Annotated in this window: 17 protein-coding genes; all 17 read left to right on the top strand. The window is 39.3% G+C overall.

Annotation, left to right across the window (positions count from 1 at the left end; genetic code table 11):
- Window positions 1–193: transposase (locus WAE57_RS09285; protein ID WP_337710297.1), on the top strand; the 193-nt coding region annotated here is incomplete at its 5' end.
- Between the two features lie 901 nt (window positions 194–1094).
- The gene (locus WAE57_RS09290) at window positions 1095–1607 is read left to right on the top strand and encodes a hypothetical protein (RefSeq protein ID WP_237788039.1); all 513 of its coding nucleotides are present in this window, start codon (window positions 1095–1097) and stop codon (window positions 1605–1607) included.
- Between the two features lie 104 nt (window positions 1608–1711).
- Window positions 1712–2422: a fimbria/pilus periplasmic chaperone gene (locus tag WAE57_RS09295; protein ID WP_337710301.1), complete on the top strand. Its 711-nt coding sequence runs from the start codon at window positions 1712–1714 to the stop codon at window positions 2420–2422.
- Between the two features lie 6 nt (window positions 2423–2428).
- Window positions 2429–4768, top strand: coding sequence for a fimbria/pilus outer membrane usher protein (locus WAE57_RS09300; protein ID WP_337710303.1), 2340 nt, complete (start codon window positions 2429–2431; stop codon window positions 4766–4768).
- Window positions 4769–4781: 13 nt separating this feature from the next.
- A complete protein-coding gene (locus WAE57_RS09305) occupies window positions 4782–5195 on the top strand; it encodes a hypothetical protein (RefSeq protein WP_237788036.1) in 414 nt (137 codons plus the stop codon).
- 205 nt (window positions 5196–5400) lie between these two features.
- Complete coding sequence (locus WAE57_RS09310; protein WP_337710305.1) at window positions 5401–6684, top strand: glycosyltransferase family 1 protein; 1284 nt, start codon at window positions 5401–5403, stop codon at window positions 6682–6684.
- A 31-nt stretch (window positions 6685–6715) separates the two neighbouring features.
- The gene (locus WAE57_RS09315; protein WP_337710307.1) at window positions 6716–7267 is read left to right on the top strand and encodes a phosphatase PAP2 family protein; all 552 of its coding nucleotides are present in this window, start codon (window positions 6716–6718) and stop codon (window positions 7265–7267) included.
- A gap of 89 nt (window positions 7268–7356) precedes the next feature.
- On the top strand, window positions 7357–7557 hold the full coding sequence (iscX, locus tag WAE57_RS09320) for a Fe-S cluster assembly protein IscX (protein WP_086175858.1): 201 nt from the start codon (window positions 7357–7359) through the stop codon (window positions 7555–7557).
- 110 nt (window positions 7558–7667) lie between these two features.
- Complete coding sequence (gene ndk / locus WAE57_RS09325; RefSeq protein ID WP_035265623.1) at window positions 7668–8099, top strand: nucleoside-diphosphate kinase; 432 nt, start codon at window positions 7668–7670, stop codon at window positions 8097–8099.
- A 122-nt stretch (window positions 8100–8221) separates the two neighbouring features.
- Window positions 8222–9457 carry a 23S rRNA (adenine(2503)-C(2))-methyltransferase RlmN gene (rlmN, locus tag WAE57_RS09330; RefSeq protein ID WP_337710315.1) on the top strand — a complete coding sequence of 412 codons (1236 nt, stop codon included), beginning with the start codon at window positions 8222–8224 and terminating at the stop codon, window positions 9455–9457.
- A gap of 61 nt (window positions 9458–9518) precedes the next feature.
- On the top strand, window positions 9519–10280 hold the full coding sequence (gene pilW, locus WAE57_RS09335) for a type IV pilus biogenesis/stability protein PilW (protein WP_171264027.1): 762 nt from the start codon (window positions 9519–9521) through the stop codon (window positions 10278–10280).
- Window positions 10271–11062 carry a helix-turn-helix domain-containing protein gene (locus WAE57_RS09340; RefSeq protein ID WP_337710318.1) on the top strand — a complete coding sequence of 264 codons (792 nt, stop codon included), beginning with the start codon at window positions 10271–10273 and terminating at the stop codon, window positions 11060–11062. Before pilW ends, WAE57_RS09340 begins: the two co-directional genes overlap by 10 nt.
- 24 nt (window positions 11063–11086) lie before the next feature.
- The gene (ispG, locus tag WAE57_RS09345) at window positions 11087–12208 is read left to right on the top strand and encodes a flavodoxin-dependent (E)-4-hydroxy-3-methylbut-2-enyl-diphosphate synthase (protein WP_301434320.1); all 1122 of its coding nucleotides are present in this window, start codon (window positions 11087–11089) and stop codon (window positions 12206–12208) included.
- Between the two features lie 3 nt (window positions 12209–12211).
- The gene (gene hisS / locus WAE57_RS09350) at window positions 12212–13507 is read left to right on the top strand and encodes a histidine--tRNA ligase (RefSeq protein WP_337710322.1); all 1296 of its coding nucleotides are present in this window, start codon (window positions 12212–12214) and stop codon (window positions 13505–13507) included.
- Window positions 13508–13536: 29 nt separating this feature from the next.
- Window positions 13537–14238 carry a tetratricopeptide repeat protein gene (locus WAE57_RS09355; RefSeq protein ID WP_237788030.1) on the top strand — a complete coding sequence of 234 codons (702 nt, stop codon included), beginning with the start codon at window positions 13537–13539 and terminating at the stop codon, window positions 14236–14238.
- The gene (gene bamB, locus WAE57_RS09360) at window positions 14238–15386 is read left to right on the top strand and encodes an outer membrane protein assembly factor BamB (protein WP_237788029.1); all 1149 of its coding nucleotides are present in this window, start codon (window positions 14238–14240) and stop codon (window positions 15384–15386) included. The genes WAE57_RS09355 and bamB overlap by 1 nt, the downstream gene beginning before the upstream one ends.
- A 162-nt stretch (window positions 15387–15548) precedes the next feature.
- Window positions 15549–16961 (top strand): ribosome biogenesis GTPase Der, encoded by a 1413-nt coding sequence (der, locus tag WAE57_RS09365; RefSeq protein WP_086175850.1) that lies wholly within the window; start codon window positions 15549–15551, stop codon window positions 16959–16961.
- Window positions 16962–16979 lie beyond the last annotated feature (18 nt).

Genomic DNA, 16979 nt, shown 5'->3' on the forward strand with positions numbered 1-16979 from the left:
ATTGAGATCAAACAGTAAGAGATCGAATAAGGAATTTGATAAATATCTATATAAATTTAGACATTTAGTTGAAAATGCTTTTGCGAGATTAAAACATTTCCGTGCTATTGCAACTCGATTCGATAAACTAGCACGCAATTATAAATCTATGATCCGTATAGCCTGCATATTTATTTGGTGCAAAGCCAAATGAGGACACGCCCTAATGGTAGTGGGTATCTAAAAATCGGATTGCATTATAGCTATTTTTATAATTATCTACTTTAAATAACTAAGAGTAAAAAATAGATATAAACTTATTATATCTGATAGCTCATTATTAATAGATAGAATTTTAATTTAATGAATGTTCACCTTATATATTTTATAAATATTTACATGAATTATTATATCTAAAAAGTAGATCTATTTATAATGTCATGATCATTAAATATTACATACTATATTAAAGTAAGTACGATAGATTACAGTTGGTAAAAGCTTCGAATTAAATAAAAACAAATATAAAAAAATAAATTTTTCTAACCATTTTTTATAAAAATTATTTATATATGCTTAATTTTTCTTTAAATATTTATTTTTAAATTAATTTATTTGTTACTAGGAGTCTGGAGTAGATATTTTTATGCCTAAAGGGAAGTGGTGATGTATGAAAAAGAAAGAAAAAATGACGACAAATTCACATATTTGCTAAATAATTAGCATTAATTTATAAACTTTTGTAAATTAAGTAACTTTATTTATTTTCTATGTAAAGAAATGTATTTAAAAAAATATAATAAAATTAATAACTTAAAAATTTAACGTGTGCTTTTAATTTTTTTTTCTACATAATTGGAAACATTTAAAAATTGTATCATTTTATTTTGCGTTATAAGCCTTTATAAATATAGTGTTAAGCTTAGATGGTGAATTAAAAAAACAACAAAATAAAAATATATTGTGAATAATAAAGCTTTTGTATTTTTTTGGAATAAAGATAATAAGATAGGTCAACGGTTACGTAACCTTACTCATAATAAAAAGAGTTACAGCGTAATTGTTAAAATAACTACATATACATATTCTTTTTAAAAAAAGAAATGGAGAAAATCATGAATAAAATGACACAAGCTGCTTTAGCGGCATTAGTACTCGGTGTATGTGCAACAGGTGCTTATGCGGAAGATGATTTGGCACGAGGTATACCAACTCCACCACCTCCATCAAGTTGTGATACAGATTGTAGTGGTAAAATTGATATTAAACTTAAAGTTGAACCACATTGTGAACTACAGGTACTTACTCCTACCTTAACTTTACAAGATAAAGTAGGTGGTGATACTGCAACAGGTAGTTTCCGTGTGGGGGCAAATGCACTGTTTAAAATTGGTTTAACAACTGCAAATGGTTCTAATCTTAAAATGGGTAGTAATACAATTCCTATTTCAATTACCACTAAACGTAATGGCACAACAACTATTCCTTTGAATGCTACAACAGGATCTCAACCATTTACACCAGGTGGTTGGACTCCATATAGTGTTACCGTTGTAAGTCCGCAAGTTGGGGTATCTAAACCAGTAGGTACTTATACTGAAGAATTACGAATTGCTGTTTCATTCTAATTTTTAATTATAATCAAAGAAGTTAGGTTTACTTTTTAGTGATCCTAACTTTCCTATAAAAATATCAAGATTCCAAAATAAAAAAATTAATTGGTAGGGGAAGAATGAATAAGTTATTTTCGATGTTCACTATTTCTATAGTATTGGCATGTTCACAGACAATTTATGCAGGACTAAAAATTACGCCTATTCAGCTGTATATTTCGGATATTAAAAAACAGCGTAGTGCTACCGTTACATTGGATTATAAAGAATCTGATCAGCCTAAAATATTTGAAGTTTCTGCTGTGAAATGGGCGCAAAATGCAGAAGGGGAGGATGTTTTGGAACCTGATACTTCTGTGGTAATCAATCCTAAAAACTTTGTATTACAGCCCAATAGTAAGCAGATTGTTCGAGTGGGTTTTACTCAAATGCAACCCCCAAAAAAAGAAGAAACTTGGCGAATCATTTTTAATGAAATTGCCCCCACTGTAAAAGAATCTAAGGTCAATTTTCTATTTAATATTTCTATGCCCCTCTTCGTTGGGATACAAGAAAAGGTTAAACTAAATTTTAATCCAATATACAACGGATCACAGCTTTCATTAAATGTGAAAAATGATACGAATACGCATGTCCAAATTAAAAAAATAACCATTCTTGACGACAATAAAAAAGAAATTGCAGTAACGACAGACATGAAATATTTACTTAATAATCAGCAACAAAATTTTAATTTTGGTGAGATTAAGTTGGGGGATTTTCATAAATATAAATTAATCATTGAAACAGATAGAAGTGAATTGCCGATGGAATTTAATTTGTCAGGGTGATGGATTATGCAAAAAATTATATTGTTTTTGCCATGCATATTTTTAAATATAGTGCTGCCTGTTCAACAGGTAAATGCGGAGGAGAGCAATGTTGTCTTTAGTAGTGTCTGGTTAAATGGTATAGATAAAAATTTAGAAACACTTATATTTGAAGAAGATAAAAAAATATACATAGAATGCCAAGCTTTAAATACTTTGGAATTGAGGGGTGAATTTTTTCCTAAACATCTAATAAAACAAGATTTTTGTTTAATTTCAATGAATCCAGTTCTTGCTGAAATAGATCCACATGTACAGTCTGTGAAAATAACGGTACCCGCTGAATACTTTCAGGTCAAAAAAATAAACCAAGAACAATTAATTATGCCTGACAGGGCGGCTTTTGGTGCGTTTCTAAATTATGATCTGTTTTATGGGCAGACTTCACAAGATGAAAATTTTAATTCATTAGCAGAATTAGGTGTGTTTAAAGATTATTGGCTGTTTCAAAATTCTATACTTGTACGAGGCTTAGATGAGAATAAAGAAGAACCAACTCTTGCACTAGAAGAAGTAAAGGAAGAAAAAGTAGTTCGTCTAAGATCAGCTTTTGATCTAGATTTTCCTGATAAGTTTTTAAGTTTAACAATTGGTGATACCACCACTATATCCAACCCTTTTGTTAATTCAGTACGTTATGGGGGTGTAAGCTTTGGCACAAATTTTACAGCTCGGCCTGATTATATTTATTGGAATATGCCGACTTTAAAAGGAAGTGCTGTTTTACCCTCAACAGTTGATTTGTATATTAATGGTGTAAGTATTTCTCAACAGAGAATTACTCCGGGGAGTTATACTTTACAACCTGGAGCATTGATTCAGCAATCTGGAGATGCTCAGGTCATTGTTGAAGATATTTTGGGGAATAAAACTGTTCAAAGTTTTCCTGTATATATAAATAACAAATTGCTTAAACCCAAGTTAAATGAATATAATATTTCGTTAGGTAAAATTAGATATAATTATGATCTTCAAAGTAATGATTATAGGGAATTTTTTTCTAATGTTTATTTTAGACGAGGTATAGGTAACTTAACGACATTGGGCTTGAATGCTGCATATAGTGAAGAAGTAAAAAACTTAGGTTTATTATGGACTCAAGCAATTAGTAAATATGCATTATTAGATACATTTATTGCGGGAAGTGATAGTAATAATGGGTCTGGTTATTCAGTTGGTGGTTCGATTAGTCGAAACCTAAATAATATTTATTTAGGTTTTAGTGGGCAGTATTCTACTAATAATTATAAAACTTTGGGTTATGATAATGAAGTTCTTATTCCAAAATATGATTATATTTTTTATTTCAGTATGTATGATTTACCAATAATAAATAATTTTAATTTAAATTATTTGGAACGAAGTTATTATGAAGGTAATAATTTTAATATTTCGGATAGCCGTATATTAAATATTGGTATTTCTAGAATGCTACACCCAAATCTTTCATTAAGTGTTTCATGTTTTAAAGAATTTAAAGGTGAACAAGATTCTGGTGGATATTTATCTTTAAATTATAGTCTAGGGAATAATAAGAATGCTTATTTTTCACACTCAACTGATAATGAAACAAGGGTACAATTTGTTAAAGCATCACCAGCACAAACTGGATTTGATTATGTTTTGGGTGCAAATCAGCGTCGTGGAAATTTAGCTTATCAAGCTTCTGGTTTATTGAAATCAAGTGTCGGCGATTTACGTGTTCAGTTGGATCAATCTGATGAGTATGAAAACAATCAGGTGATTTATCGTGGGGCTATTGTTTGGTTAGGCGGGAAAGTGGCATTAACAAAATCTGTAGATAATGCATTTGCTTTAGTTAAAGTTGAAGATTCTCCAGAGATTGATGTTACAAGGTCATTATCGCCTGTAGGCAGCACCAATAAAAATGGTTATTTGTTTGTACATAATATTATTCCTTATATTCCTTATGATATTTCATTCGATCAAAATCAGTTAGCAATTGAAGATGCGTTTGATTATTCGAGTCAAAAAATGATTGGCTTAAATCAACGAGGTTATATTCTAAATTTTCCTGTATATCACACCCAACAAGTGGTTTTGCGTTTATTAGATAAAAGCAATCAACTTATGCCTCGTACAAGCGAAGTTTATATCAATGATGAAGACAGTCAGTACTTCCCAGTAGATGCTCAGGGTAGAGTGTATTTATATGGATTAAAACCGAATAAATATAGGTTGTTAGCTAAAACCAAGGGCGGTCAGACATGTCAGGGTGTTTTTGAAGTGTCAAATCAAAACCAAAAAGCGGTAGAGCAGTCCGTTATGGATGTAATTTGTCGCTAGAGAGGGTATTACAATGAAAAAAATTATAATAGTGACTTTATTGTATGCAAATAGTGCTTTAGTGAATGCGGGACAATGTTATTTAAATGCTATATCTGAACCCGTAATGCATTTGGCAGATTATTATCATAGTTTTGCTGCAACTTCTTTTAGAGTTTTTTGCGACCAATCTTATGCAATCAAATTTAGCAGTCAAAATTTGCGTAGTTCGGATGGTTCAAGTTATGTATCGAATGGTGCTTATCGCTTAAAAACTAGAATGAGTATTTCGGGTCCGGTAAGAAATCAATGGAATGTTCCTCTGTCCCAATCTAAAAATTCAAAAGATAGTAAATATGTCATTGCGGTACGATTGGAAGAACAGCCTTCTATGCGTACCCCAGTTGGTATATATAGCGATGTAATATACGTAAACCTATCATTTTAATTATACTTTGTATGCCAGTGAAAGCTTGTCTGTAATTAAAAATAGAACTAAAAAGAGCTGCTTAAAATAGTTGGGTTTAGAGGTGGTGGTCTGTCTTTATTGATTGTTAGGGTTATACATTGTTTCAATAAACGGTCATCTAAAGATCATCAAACTGAAAGAAATAACATCTATGCTAAATCTAAAATAACGATATAGGTGTTGTATGGCAACTTTGTATGCGACCAGCCTGCTAAAACAACAAAATTTTCCAGAAAATTTCCAATTTTATTTTAAAAAAAATAAGCAAGACCGCATTTGTAATGATATCGCAATACTCAATGATTTAATTCGCCCGCGGCTGAAAATTGCGATTGTGACAGAAACCTGGCCGCCAGAAATTAATGGGGTAGCACTTTCCTTATTACAGTTGTGTAAAGGGCTACAAAAGCAAGGACATAAAATTTTACTGATTCGACCAGAACAAAAGCTGACTTGTGGTGAATTTTTGCCCAACCGGGAGTGTTTAGTCAAAGCTCAAGCTATTCCCCGATATCCAAGTCTGCAATTTGGCTGGCCACAGTTTTTAAAAGTCGCCAATGCATTGGATCAATTTGCACCTAATGTGGTGCATATTGTTACAGAAGGTCCTTTGGGTTTAAGTGTTTTACAGACTGCAAAAAACAAGGGAATACCTGTTTCAAGTGGTTTCCATTCACCTTTTCAAGAATTTAGCCGTTACTTCGATTTGGCCTTTTTAATTAAGCCGATTCAGCGTTATTTACGTTGGTTTCATAACAATACACAACTGACCTGTATTCCCAGCAAAGATACGGAATATATTTTAAGAGAATTTGGCATTCATTGCCCTTTGGAGGTGGTGGGGCGTGGTGTAGATGTGATGTGTTTTTCTCCACACCATTACTCAGAGGTTTTGCGTCAACAATGGCAGGCCACATCTAGCACTCAGGTCTTGCTGTATGTGGGACGGTTATCTCCTGAAAAGGAAATTGAGGTTCTGATTCAAGCCTATGTCGCAATGAAGAAAAATACCCAGCAGGATATCAAGCTGGTCATTGTGGGTGAGGGACCAGGTCGTGCGCGATTAGAGCTGCTGTGCCAAGGTCATGATGTTATTTTTACCGGAAATCTATCGGGTTTAAAACTGGCTCAAGCCTATGCAAGTGCAAATGTTTTTGTGTTTGCCAGTCAGGTTGAAACCTTTGGCAATGTGGTGCTGGAGGCAATGGCCAGTGGTTTGCCCGTCATTGCCTATAATTATGCCAGTGCACATTTACATGTCAAACATGGTGAGACAGGCTGGTTAAGCTCATTGGGAGATGTAACAGGTTTTATTCAGTCAATTTATCAGTTGCCGAGTAACCAGCAATTGAAATATATGGGGCTAGACGCCCGAAAAGCTGTGCAGCATATAGGCTGGCAATACCCGGTACAACAGTTTGAGCAAGCATTGTATCGGGTAGCAATGGAGATGGAAATGACATCCTAAATTTTAAGCAGCAGCTTAAAGGAGCATCATCATGAATTTTAAAAAAGCAAAAATAACGATGTTGGATCTGGATTTAAAAGGTTGTTTGTATCTGAATCATTTTTCACATTCACAAGCCGTGGCCTACTTTTTTAAAATGATCAGCCGTTTTGGCAATGGTTTATTCTGGTTAATTATGCTGGCCAGCCTCTGGATGCTGGAAGGGGTATTTTATCTGGTGCAGTTAGTGTATCTGCTGCTTAGCGGATCTGTAGGCACGCTTATTTATAAAATCTTAAAGCAAAAAACCGTACGCCCTCGACCCTATCAGGTGCATCAGGTGATTCGAATGCAAGAACAACCGCTCGACCATTTTAGTTTTCCCTCTGGTCATACCTTGCATGCCGTCATGGCAAGTGCTGTCCTGGGCCATATTCAGCCAATGCTACTGATTCTGATGCTGCCTTTTACCATTCTGGTGGCAATTTCACGGATGGTATTAGGTCTGCATTATCCTAGTGATGTCGTGGTGGGCGCATTGATTGGTGCAGTGGTTGCCAGTGGAATTATTGTGAGTGCGCCTTTTTTTAATATCATGTTATAAAAATACGTGCCGATAAATCAGGAAATTCACGCGGTTTTTCTAAAATTTGCTAAAGTACCGCAACTGATTTGAATATATTAGGAATAGCTATGGGTTTGCGTTGGACAGATACTATTGATATTGCGATTGAGCTTTCTGAAGCACATCCAGATGTGGATCCACAATGGATTCGTTTTACCGATTTACATGCCTGGGTTTGTGCGTTACCAGACTTTAGTGATGATCCGACTAAATCTACCGAGGGTTTGCTGGAAGGGATTCAAATGGCCTGGATTGACGAAGCACGTTAAGCACTCATCTTAAAAAAGTATTTTTTTACAGATGAAAAGCAGAAAAATACGCATTATCTCGGTATAATGCGGCAAATTTTCATGTCAACAATTGACTTAAGGAGCCTATCATGGCTATCGAACGTACTTTATCTATCGTAAAACCAGACGCAGTTGCTAAAAACCACATCGGCGACATCTTTGCTCGTTTCGAAAAAGCTGGTCTTAAAATCGTTGCAACTAAAATGAAACACTTGACTCAAGCTGAAGCTGAAGGCTTCTATGCTGAGCACAAAGAACGTGGTTTCTTTGCTGACCTGGTTGCATTCATGACTTCTGGTCCAGTTGTTGTTTCAGTTCTTGAAGGCGAAAACGCAGTTCTTGCTCACCGTGACATCCTTGGCGCGACTAACCCTAAAGAAGCTGCTCCTGGTACTATCCGTGCAGATTTCGCTGTAAGCATCGACGAAAACGCTGCTCACGGTTCTGACTCTGTAGCATCTGCTGACCGTGAAGTTAACTACTTCTTCGCTCAAACTGAGATTGCTCCACGTACTCGTTAATTCGCAGTATTCAAGCCAGATAAGTGTTATTATACTTATCTGGTTTTTTTATTCCCTGAATAATTCTTTGCTCACATATTGAGCTTCTCCTTTCATCTTTAGACATGGTTTAGGTAATACACATGAGTACTGAAGCAGTCGCTGTATCAGCAGTTTCTGAGGCACAGCAACACACTCCATCCGCTCCAGCACAGCAAAAGGCTGTCGAGAAAGTGAACTTACTTGGCATGTCGCGTCCGCAAATGGAAAAATTCTTCGAAGATATGGGTGAGAAGAAGTTCCGTGCAGGGCAGGTGATGAAATGGATTCACCAATTTTTCGTGACTGATTTTGCCGAGATGACCAATATCTCGGGCAAACTGCGTGAAAAACTGGAAAAGATTTGTGAAATTAAAGCGCCCGAAGTGGTGCATAAAAATTATTCTAAAGATGGTACCCGTAAATGGGTATTCCGTGTTGGCGATGGTGATGGCTCATTAGTCGAAACCGTATTGATTCCTGCTGAACACCGTAGCGGCTTACGTCGAACCTTGTGTATTTCTTCACAAGTCGGTTGTGCGCTCGATTGTTCATTCTGTTCAACCGGTAAACAAGGTTTCCAGCGTGATTTAAGTCAGGCTGAAATTATTGGTCAGTTATGGATGGCAAACTTCTCTTATATGGAAGATGTGCCAGTGGCAGATCGTGAACGTTCAGTCACTAACGTCGTGATGATGGGCATGGGCGAACCGCTGTTAAACTATGATGCAGTGTTAAATTCAATGCGCATTATGCTGGATGATTTTGCATACGGCATGTCAAAACGCCGCGTGACTTTGTCGACTTCAGGTGTGGTACCGAAAATCGATCAAATGGTGAAAGACATTGATGTGGCTTTGGCGATTTCATTGCATGCGCCAAACGATGAGCTGCGCAACGAACTTGTGCCAATCAATAAAAAATATCCGTTAGAACAATTGATTGCGGCTTGTCAGCGTTATATCGCCAAAGACGGTAACGAAAGTTCGCGTAAGCATGTGACTATTGAATATGTAATGTTAGATGGGGTGAATGATCATCCTGAACATGCACAACAAATGATTAAGCTGCTTAAAAACTTGCCTAGCAAAATCAATTTGATTCCATTTAACCCGTTCCCGCATGCGCCATACGGGCGTTCAAGTCGTAACCGGATTATTTCTTTCCAAAAAACTTTGTCTGATGCCGGTTTTGTGTGTACGATTCGTCAGACACGTGGCGATGATATTGATGCTGCGTGCGGACAGTTAGTGGGTCAAGTTGCTGACCGTACCCGTCGTGCGGAACAGTGGAAAAAGAAAGTCGCGCAGCAAAATGAGATTCTGCGCACTCAAGGATAATAAAAGGGGATGCCAATTGAGAAAGCCCGCATATAAATTAGCTTTTATTACAACAATTTGTATGTCTGCTATTTTTGTTACTGCGTGTCAAACACCAGCAACAATAGGAAAAAAAGATCCTGAAAAGGCAGTGAAAGTTCGCACTCAATTGGCGGCAGAATATATTAAATCGGGTGACCTGGATTCAGCAAAACGTGCTTTGGATCAGGCACTTGAAGTGGATTCGCGTGATTCAACGGCAAATATGATGATGGGCGTTTTACTGCAGCAAGAAGGCAGTAAAATCAGCATGGATAAGGCTGAATCATATTTTAAGCGGGCGATTTCTGCTGACCCGAAAAATGCACAAGCGCGTAACAACTACGGTACTTATTTGTATCAAATTGAGCGTTATAATGATGCGCTTCAGCAGCTCAATGTGGCAGGCGCTACATTAGGCTATGATCAACGCTACAGAGCATTGGAAAATGCAGGACGAATTTACTTAAAACTTGGTGATGTATCGAATGCTGAAAAAACATTCAAACAGGCCCTGCAAGTCAATCGTGACTCTTATGTTTCAATGTTAGAGTTGTCAGAAATTTTTTATGCAAAACAGCAGACCGCCGCTGCAACACAATTGTATGAACAGTTTGTGCGTAGTGTCGGTCAAAAGAATCAAGGTGCACGTGCGCTTTGGATTGGTATCCGAATTGCACGGGCAAATAGTGACACAATGGGAACGCAGGTTTTAGTTAACCAGTTGCGTGCACTGTTCCCTGAAAGTCCGGAATACCAACGTTATCTGCAATTACAGTACAGTACTGAGGCCGTATGGAAGTAAATCCTAATTCACCGCAATCGAATGGTTCAAGCGTAGTACCCACTGCATTAGGAAATGTTCAGCGTCCAGGCGAGTACTTACGTCAAGTTCGAATTGCACAAAAGCGTGAATTAAGTGAAGTTGTCAAAGATTTAAACATCCCTGTAAAAACTTTGACAGCTTTAGAGCAAGATGATTATAAGGCTTTGCCAGAAGCGACCTTTATCAAGGGCTATTATCGCACCTATGCGAAATACCTGAAGGTGGATGCAAGTTCTATTATTCAACGTTTTGATGAGATCTATCAAAATGATACCGGATTGTTACCCAATCATGCCTTAAACAATTCACCGATTAAAATCATGGGCAAGCTGCCTGGTTCTAAGAGTGACCGTAACAAGAAATGGTTAAAACGCATTTTGGTGATTTTGGCGGTACTGGTTGCAATCGCTGTTGCTGTTATGGCGATACAAAACTGGTCGTCCAGCACAGAAAGTGACAGTCAGGAAGTTGCTCCAGCTGAATCTGATGTTCAGGTATTGAATCTGGATAACTCGACTGCGGTGTCGGGAGATCAGCTTGAACTTACATTTAGTCATCCAACTTCTGTACATATTGTCGATGCAACCGGTAAAGTGCTGGCAACTGGCCGTCAGTCATCTAACTTGAAGTTGAATGGTGAAACACCGTTCCAAATTCGTCTGGATGATGCATCAGCTGTGACTTTAACCTTGAACAATGAAAATATTGCATTGTCATCTTATACCGTGAACGGAAAAGCAGATTTCCGTTTGTCACGTTAATGGGTCAAGAATAGAGCGATATCAATGATTGAAAATCCGATTAAGCGCCGTCCTACTCGTAAAATTCGTGTTGGTTCTGTGTATGTAGGTGGTGATGCACCGATCAGTATTCAGAGTATGACCAATACCGAAACCTGTGATGTCGCAGCAACTGTTGCTCAGATTCAGCGTTGTGCGGATGCTGGTGCCGATATCATGCGTGTTTCCGTGCCAAGCATGGAAGCGGCAGCAGCATTCGGCGAAATTCGCAAACAGGTGAATGTGCCTTTGGTTGCCGATATTCACTTCGACTATAAAATTGCCTTAGCCGTTGCTGACCTCGGTGCAGACTGTTTGCGTATTAACCCGGGCAATATTGGTTCCGAAGCGAAAATCCGTGAAGTGGTGGCAGCAGCAAAACATCATGATATTTCCATGCGTATCGGGGTGAATGCCGGTTCACTGGAAAAAGACATTCAGAAAAAATATGGCGAACCTACTGGTCAGGCCTTGCTTGAATCAGCGATGCGTCATATTGATATTCTAGACCGCTTGGACTTTCAGGAATTTAAAATATCGGTGAAAGCGTCGAATGTGTTTTTGACCATGGATGCCTACCGTTTATTGTCTGCGCAAATCGATAATCCCCTACATTTGGGTGTGACTGAAGCTGGTATTTACCGTACCGGTTCGGTGAAATCAGCAATTGCGCTCGGCGGTCTGCTCATGGAAGGCATTGGTGACACCATGCGTATTTCTTTGGCTGCTGAACCTGAAGAAGAAGTGAAAATTGGTTTTGATATTTTAAAATCATTGGGGCTTCGTTCTAACGGCATTAATTTTATTGCCTGTCCAAGCTGTTCGCGCCAAGAATTCAACGTGATTAAAGTGATGCAGGCACTGGAAGAGCGTTTAGAAGATATTCGTACCCCCATGGATGTGTCCGTGATTGGGTGTAAAGTGAATGGTCCGGGTGAAGCCAAAGAAGCCGATATTGGGGTGGTAGGTGCAAGTCCGCGTTCACTGGTGTATCGTAATGGCGAGAAAAGCCATTTAATCGATACCAATCAATTGGTTGATGAAATCGAATCTATGGTTCGTCAACGTGTTTCCGAGCTTGAAGAAGCTAAATCCAAAGAGATTATTCGCACAGGTTTTTCTGAGTAGATCATGAGTTCAATTGTCGCAATCAAAGGTTTTAATGACATTCTTCCAACGCAAACCCCTGCATGGAGACGTCTTGAGCAACATTTAGCATCACTTATGGATGCTTATGGCTACCAGCAAATCCGTTTGCCGATGGTTGAGCAGACCAATCTGTTCAAGCGTTCAATTGGTGATGCAACCGACATCGTCGAAAAAGAAATGTACACCTTCTTGGACAAAGGTAATCCGCCTGAGTCTTTGACTTTGCGTCCTGAAGGGACAGCAGGCTGTGTACGTGCCATGCTGGAGCATAACCTGCTTCGTGGTGCCACTCCGCGCGTGTGGTATATCGGGCCGATGTTCCGTTATGAAAAACCGCAAAAAGGTCGCTACCGTCAGTTCCATCAATTTGGTGTAGAAACTTTTGGTGTGGCAACGCCAGACCAGGACGCAGAATTGATTCTGATGACTGCGCGTTTGTGGAAACGCATGGGTGTGGCCGATAAAGTACAGCTTGAATTGAATACATTGGGTGAGTCTGACGAGCGTGCAGAATACCGTGCTGCATTGGTTGAGTTTTTAGAATCACATAAAGCTGATTTAGATGAAGACTCACAGCGCCGTTTAACCACGAATCCGCTGCGTATTTTAGATTCTAAAGATGCGAAAACTCAGTCAATTCTTGAAAATGCACCGAAACTTCATGACTTTATGGGTGAAGAAACCTTGGCGCATTTTGCTCAATTGCAACAATATTTGACTGATGCCGGCATTGAGTTTGTGATTAACCAGAAACTGGTTCGCGGTCTGGACTATTACAACAAAACTGTATTTGAATGGACCACTACACATTTAGGTTCACAAGGTACCGTGTGTGCCGGTGGCCGTTATGATGGTTTGGTTGGCCAGCTCAAAGGTAAACCTGATCAATCGGTACCCGCCGTTGGTTTTGCCATGGGTATGGAACGTCTGTTGCTTTTGCTTGAACAAGTCGAAGACAACACACCAGTTCGTGATTGTGAAATGTTCCTGGTTTCAGACCCTGCAACTCAAGGTCAAGCCTTGATGCTTGCCGAACAGATCCGAGACAAGCTTGAAGCAGCCAATAGCAGCATCCGTTTGAAAACCGGTTCACAAGGTTCAATGAAGAGCCAAATGAAAAAAGCCGATCAGGCGGGTGCCGTTTATGCTTTAATCTTTGGTGAACGTGAGGCCGAAGCTCAGCAAATTCTGGTCAAGGAGCTGGCAACAGCAGAACAGACTGAAATTGCCGTGGCTGATTTTGTGCCATTTATCATCGAAAAATTTTCTTCAAAATAAGCCAAATAACATAAGGAAAAGCTAATCCCATGAACGCATTGAGTGATGAAGAACAACTTGATAACTTAAAATCTTTCACTAAAAAATATGGTTCTGCCATGATTAGTGGGATTTTAATTGCGTTGATTGCCTTTTTTGGCTGGGAATATTGGCAGAAGAAGAACTTGGCTGAGTCTCAAAAGCAAACAGCCAAAGTTCAACAGTTGATGGATGATGCAAAAGGTGTTTCAGGCGATGTCAATGCATTTAATGCCTTATCTGCAACTGCGGACAAAATTGTTAAGGAAGCTCCAGATTCTGTCCAGGCCATTCAAACTCAATTGTTGATGGCTAAGCTGGCTTATGACAAAGCCGATTATGCACATGCAGAACGTGCCTTGAAAAAAGTTGAAAATTCCAAACTGGATGATGCCGGTTTAGTGCAAGTGGTTAAGCTTCGTTTAGCTTATGCTCAGCTGGCACAAAAGAAATATGACGATGCAATTAAAACATTGGCTGCGGTGACCGATCCTGCCTTTAAGGCGACTGCTGATGAAGCACGTGGTGATGTCTATGTGGCTAAAAATGATATAGAAAATGCTAAAAAATCGTATATGAGCGCATGGGATGCGTTGCTTGAACGTAAGCAAGAACGTCAAATTTTACAAATTAAACTCGAAAGTGTTGGCGTTTTAGTTGATGATCCTGATGTGGAACGCCCAATTTTAGAAACACAAGTGGATGAGTCGTGATGGATAGAAAATACAAAATACCGTTTGCACTAACAATTTTAACATTTGCACTTGCCGGTTGTTCTACCAATAAAATCAAGGTGGAAGAGGTTAAACCGAATCCATTGCCTAAATTGGTGCAAGCAAAAAATCTTGTTCCTGTATTTTCTCAAAGTGTTTCTTCGACCGGTAAAGCAGACCCGTTACGTCTGCGTTTAGATGCCGCTAATGGTGTAGTTTTTGCCGTCGATCCAAATGGTGAAGTGTCTGCCTATCAAGGTAAACAACGCTTATGGAAACAAAAAGTTTCTAAGCAGGGTTTAAGCGCGGGTATAGAGGCCGGTGAAGGCATTGTTGTGGTCGGCAATAAAAAAGGTCAATTGTTTGCTCTGGATCAGGCCACAGGTGAGCAAAAATGGACTGCACAGTTGTCAGGCGCCATTTTATCTGCTTCGTTAATTCAGTCCGGTCGTGTCATTACCATTAGCAATGATGATACGGTCTATGCGCATGATCTTGCTACAGGTCAGCAAGTCTGGACTTATAACCTGCCGAATGTACAGTTCAGCTTGCGTGGTGTTGCTACACCGGTGGCGCTTGATCCGCGTACTGTCCTGATTGCTTCATCCAATGCGTATGTATATGCGCTGGATATTATCAGTGGTGTGCCGCGTATGCAGCGTCGTGTTGCTGTCAGTGACGGACGTTCGGATATTCAGCGTCTGAATGATATTGATGGTGAGCCTGTCGTAGCTGGACAATTCCTGGTAACGACCAGTTTTCAGGGGCAAGTGACGGTGATGGATCTGGCTGCACAACAAATTGTGTGGAGTGAAGATGCCAGCAGTATCCAGCGTCCTGAAGTCTTTAATAACACCGTTTATGTTGCTCAGGCTGATGGAAAAATCACCGCTTATGCACTGACCACAGGTCAGCAATTATGGCAAAATGACAGCCTGCTGAATCGCCAACTCAGTAATCCGGTGATCTTGGGTCAGGATCTGGTGGTGGGTGATTTGGATGGCGTATTGCATTTAATTGATCCGGCAACAGGCCAGCTGATTGGTCGTTCAAAAACCAGTGGCGAAGTGCGTACCCTGCGTGTGATTGACAATCAACTTTATGTGGCGACCCGTAAGGGTGCTTTAAGCATCTGGCAGAACCGTTAATTTTTTTCAGCCTTATGTTAAACTAAGCTAACCGTATTTTTTTACACGGGGGATTGAGTATTCAATGCCCCGTGTTTTATTTATTTTTGGCCCATTATTTCTTCCATTGTTTCTGCTTGTTCAGACCAGACCTACTGGCTGATCTTGAATAAAGGTTAATTTATGAAACCCGTAATTGCGCTCATTGGTCGTCCGAACGTCGGAAAATCAACGTTATTTAACCAGATTACCAAGAGCCGTGATGCGCTTGTTGCTGACTTTGCCGGTCTGACCCGTGACCGTAAGTATGGCGACGCGACTTATCAAAATAAATCATTCATCGTTGTCGATACTGGCGGTATTGGCGAAAGTGAAGGTGGTATCGATTCATACATGGCGGAACAATCAAAAACCGCCATTCATGAAGCTGATATCATTGTCTTTGTTGTAGATGCACGTGCCGGCTTACTGGCATCGGATGAACAGATTGCACGTGACCTGCGTACTTTGGGTAAAAAAGTTTATCTTGTTGCCAACAAAGTAGATGGTGTTCACGCTGAAGCTGCACTGGTTGAGTTTTACAAACTGGGTATGGGTGAGCCGCTTCAAGTCGCTGCAAGTCACGGTCGTGGCGTTCAGCAAATGCTTGAAGAAGTATTATCTGAAGTACCTGAAGATGAAAATCCGGATGAACACGATAAAGACACAGGTTTGCGTTTAGCAATCATTGGTCGTCCTAACGTGGGTAAATCAACACTTGTAAACCGTCTTCTTGGTGAAGAACGTGTGGTTGCATTTGACCAGCCGGGTACGACGCGTGACTCGGTTTATATTCCATTTGAACGAGATGGTCGTAAATACACATTGATTGACACTGCCGGTGTTCGTCGTAAAGGTAAAGTTGATGAAATGATCGAGAAGTTCTCGATTGTGAAAACTTTACAAGCGATTAAAGATGCCAATGTCATTGTGGTTGTGGTCGATGCGCGTGATGGTATTGTTGAGCAAGATTTACATTTAATTGGCTATGCTTTAGAAGCAGGCCGTGCCATGGTGATTGCGATCAATAAATGGGACAACATGTCTGAGTATGATCGTAAGCAATGTAAGCTTGATGTCGATCGTCGTTTTGACTTTATTCCATGGGCAAAAGTACATTTAATTTCTGCGCTACATGGTACAGGTGTTGGGGATCTTTATCCTTCAATCCACCGTGCGTATGATTCTTCACGTTTAAAAGTATCACCTGCAAAAATCACTCAAATCTTGAATGATGCAACCGAAGCGCATCAACCGGGTATGGTACAAGGTCGTCGTATTAAAATGCGTTATGCGCATATCGGTGGTCAAAACCCACCAACGATTGTGATCCACGGTAACAAAGTAGATAAAACTCCTGCGGATTACCGTCGTTACTTAGAAAACGTGTTTCGTAAGGTTTACAAACTTGAAGGTACGCCAGTACGTATTGAGTTTAAGACTTCGGAAAACCCATTTGAAGGTCGTAAAACTCAGATTGATGAACGTACTGCAGCACGTAAGCGCCGTTATGTACAGAAATTCAAGAAAGCCGAGAAGAAATTTAAACGCGGTTAATCGCTAGGTTTAAATGAT

This window comes from Acinetobacter sp. NS-4 (assembly GCF_037402435.1).
Lineage (GTDB): Bacteria > Pseudomonadota > Gammaproteobacteria > Pseudomonadales > Moraxellaceae > Acinetobacter.

What these genes read in the sequence shown, in the direction of transcription:
- hisS (WP_337710322.1), top strand. Translation starts at nt 12,212, where the DNA reads ATGAGTTCAATTGTCGCAATCAAAGGTTTTAATGACATTCTTCCAACG.
- iscX (WP_086175858.1), top strand. Translation starts at nt 7,357, where the DNA reads ATGGGTTTGCGTTGGACAGATACTATTGATATTGCGATTGAGCTTTCT.
- rlmN (WP_337710315.1), top strand. Translation starts at nt 8,222, where the DNA reads ATGAGTACTGAAGCAGTCGCTGTATCAGCAGTTTCTGAGGCACAGCAA.
- WAE57_RS09305 (WP_237788036.1), top strand. Translation starts at nt 4,782, where the DNA reads ATGAAAAAAATTATAATAGTGACTTTATTGTATGCAAATAGTGCTTTA.
- ndk (WP_035265623.1), top strand. Translation starts at nt 7,668, where the DNA reads ATGGCTATCGAACGTACTTTATCTATCGTAAAACCAGACGCAGTTGCT.
- WAE57_RS09355 (WP_237788030.1), top strand. Translation starts at nt 13,537, where the DNA reads ATGAACGCATTGAGTGATGAAGAACAACTTGATAACTTAAAATCTTTC.
- ispG (WP_301434320.1), top strand. Translation starts at nt 11,087, where the DNA reads ATGATTGAAAATCCGATTAAGCGCCGTCCTACTCGTAAAATTCGTGTT.
- WAE57_RS09290 (WP_237788039.1), top strand. Translation starts at nt 1,095, where the DNA reads ATGAATAAAATGACACAAGCTGCTTTAGCGGCATTAGTACTCGGTGTA.
- bamB (WP_237788029.1), top strand. Translation starts at nt 14,238, where the DNA reads ATGGATAGAAAATACAAAATACCGTTTGCACTAACAATTTTAACATTT.
- WAE57_RS09295 (WP_337710301.1), top strand. Translation starts at nt 1,712, where the DNA reads ATGAATAAGTTATTTTCGATGTTCACTATTTCTATAGTATTGGCATGT.
- WAE57_RS09310 (WP_337710305.1), top strand. Translation starts at nt 5,401, where the DNA reads ATGGCAACTTTGTATGCGACCAGCCTGCTAAAACAACAAAATTTTCCA.
- pilW (WP_171264027.1), top strand. Translation starts at nt 9,519, where the DNA reads ATGTCTGCTATTTTTGTTACTGCGTGTCAAACACCAGCAACAATAGGA.
- WAE57_RS09315 (WP_337710307.1), top strand. Translation starts at nt 6,716, where the DNA reads ATGAATTTTAAAAAAGCAAAAATAACGATGTTGGATCTGGATTTAAAA.
- WAE57_RS09300 (WP_337710303.1), top strand. Translation starts at nt 2,429, where the DNA reads ATGCAAAAAATTATATTGTTTTTGCCATGCATATTTTTAAATATAGTG.
- WAE57_RS09340 (WP_337710318.1), top strand. Translation starts at nt 10,271, where the DNA reads ATGGAAGTAAATCCTAATTCACCGCAATCGAATGGTTCAAGCGTAGTA.
- der (WP_086175850.1), top strand. Translation starts at nt 15,549, where the DNA reads ATGAAACCCGTAATTGCGCTCATTGGTCGTCCGAACGTCGGAAAATCA.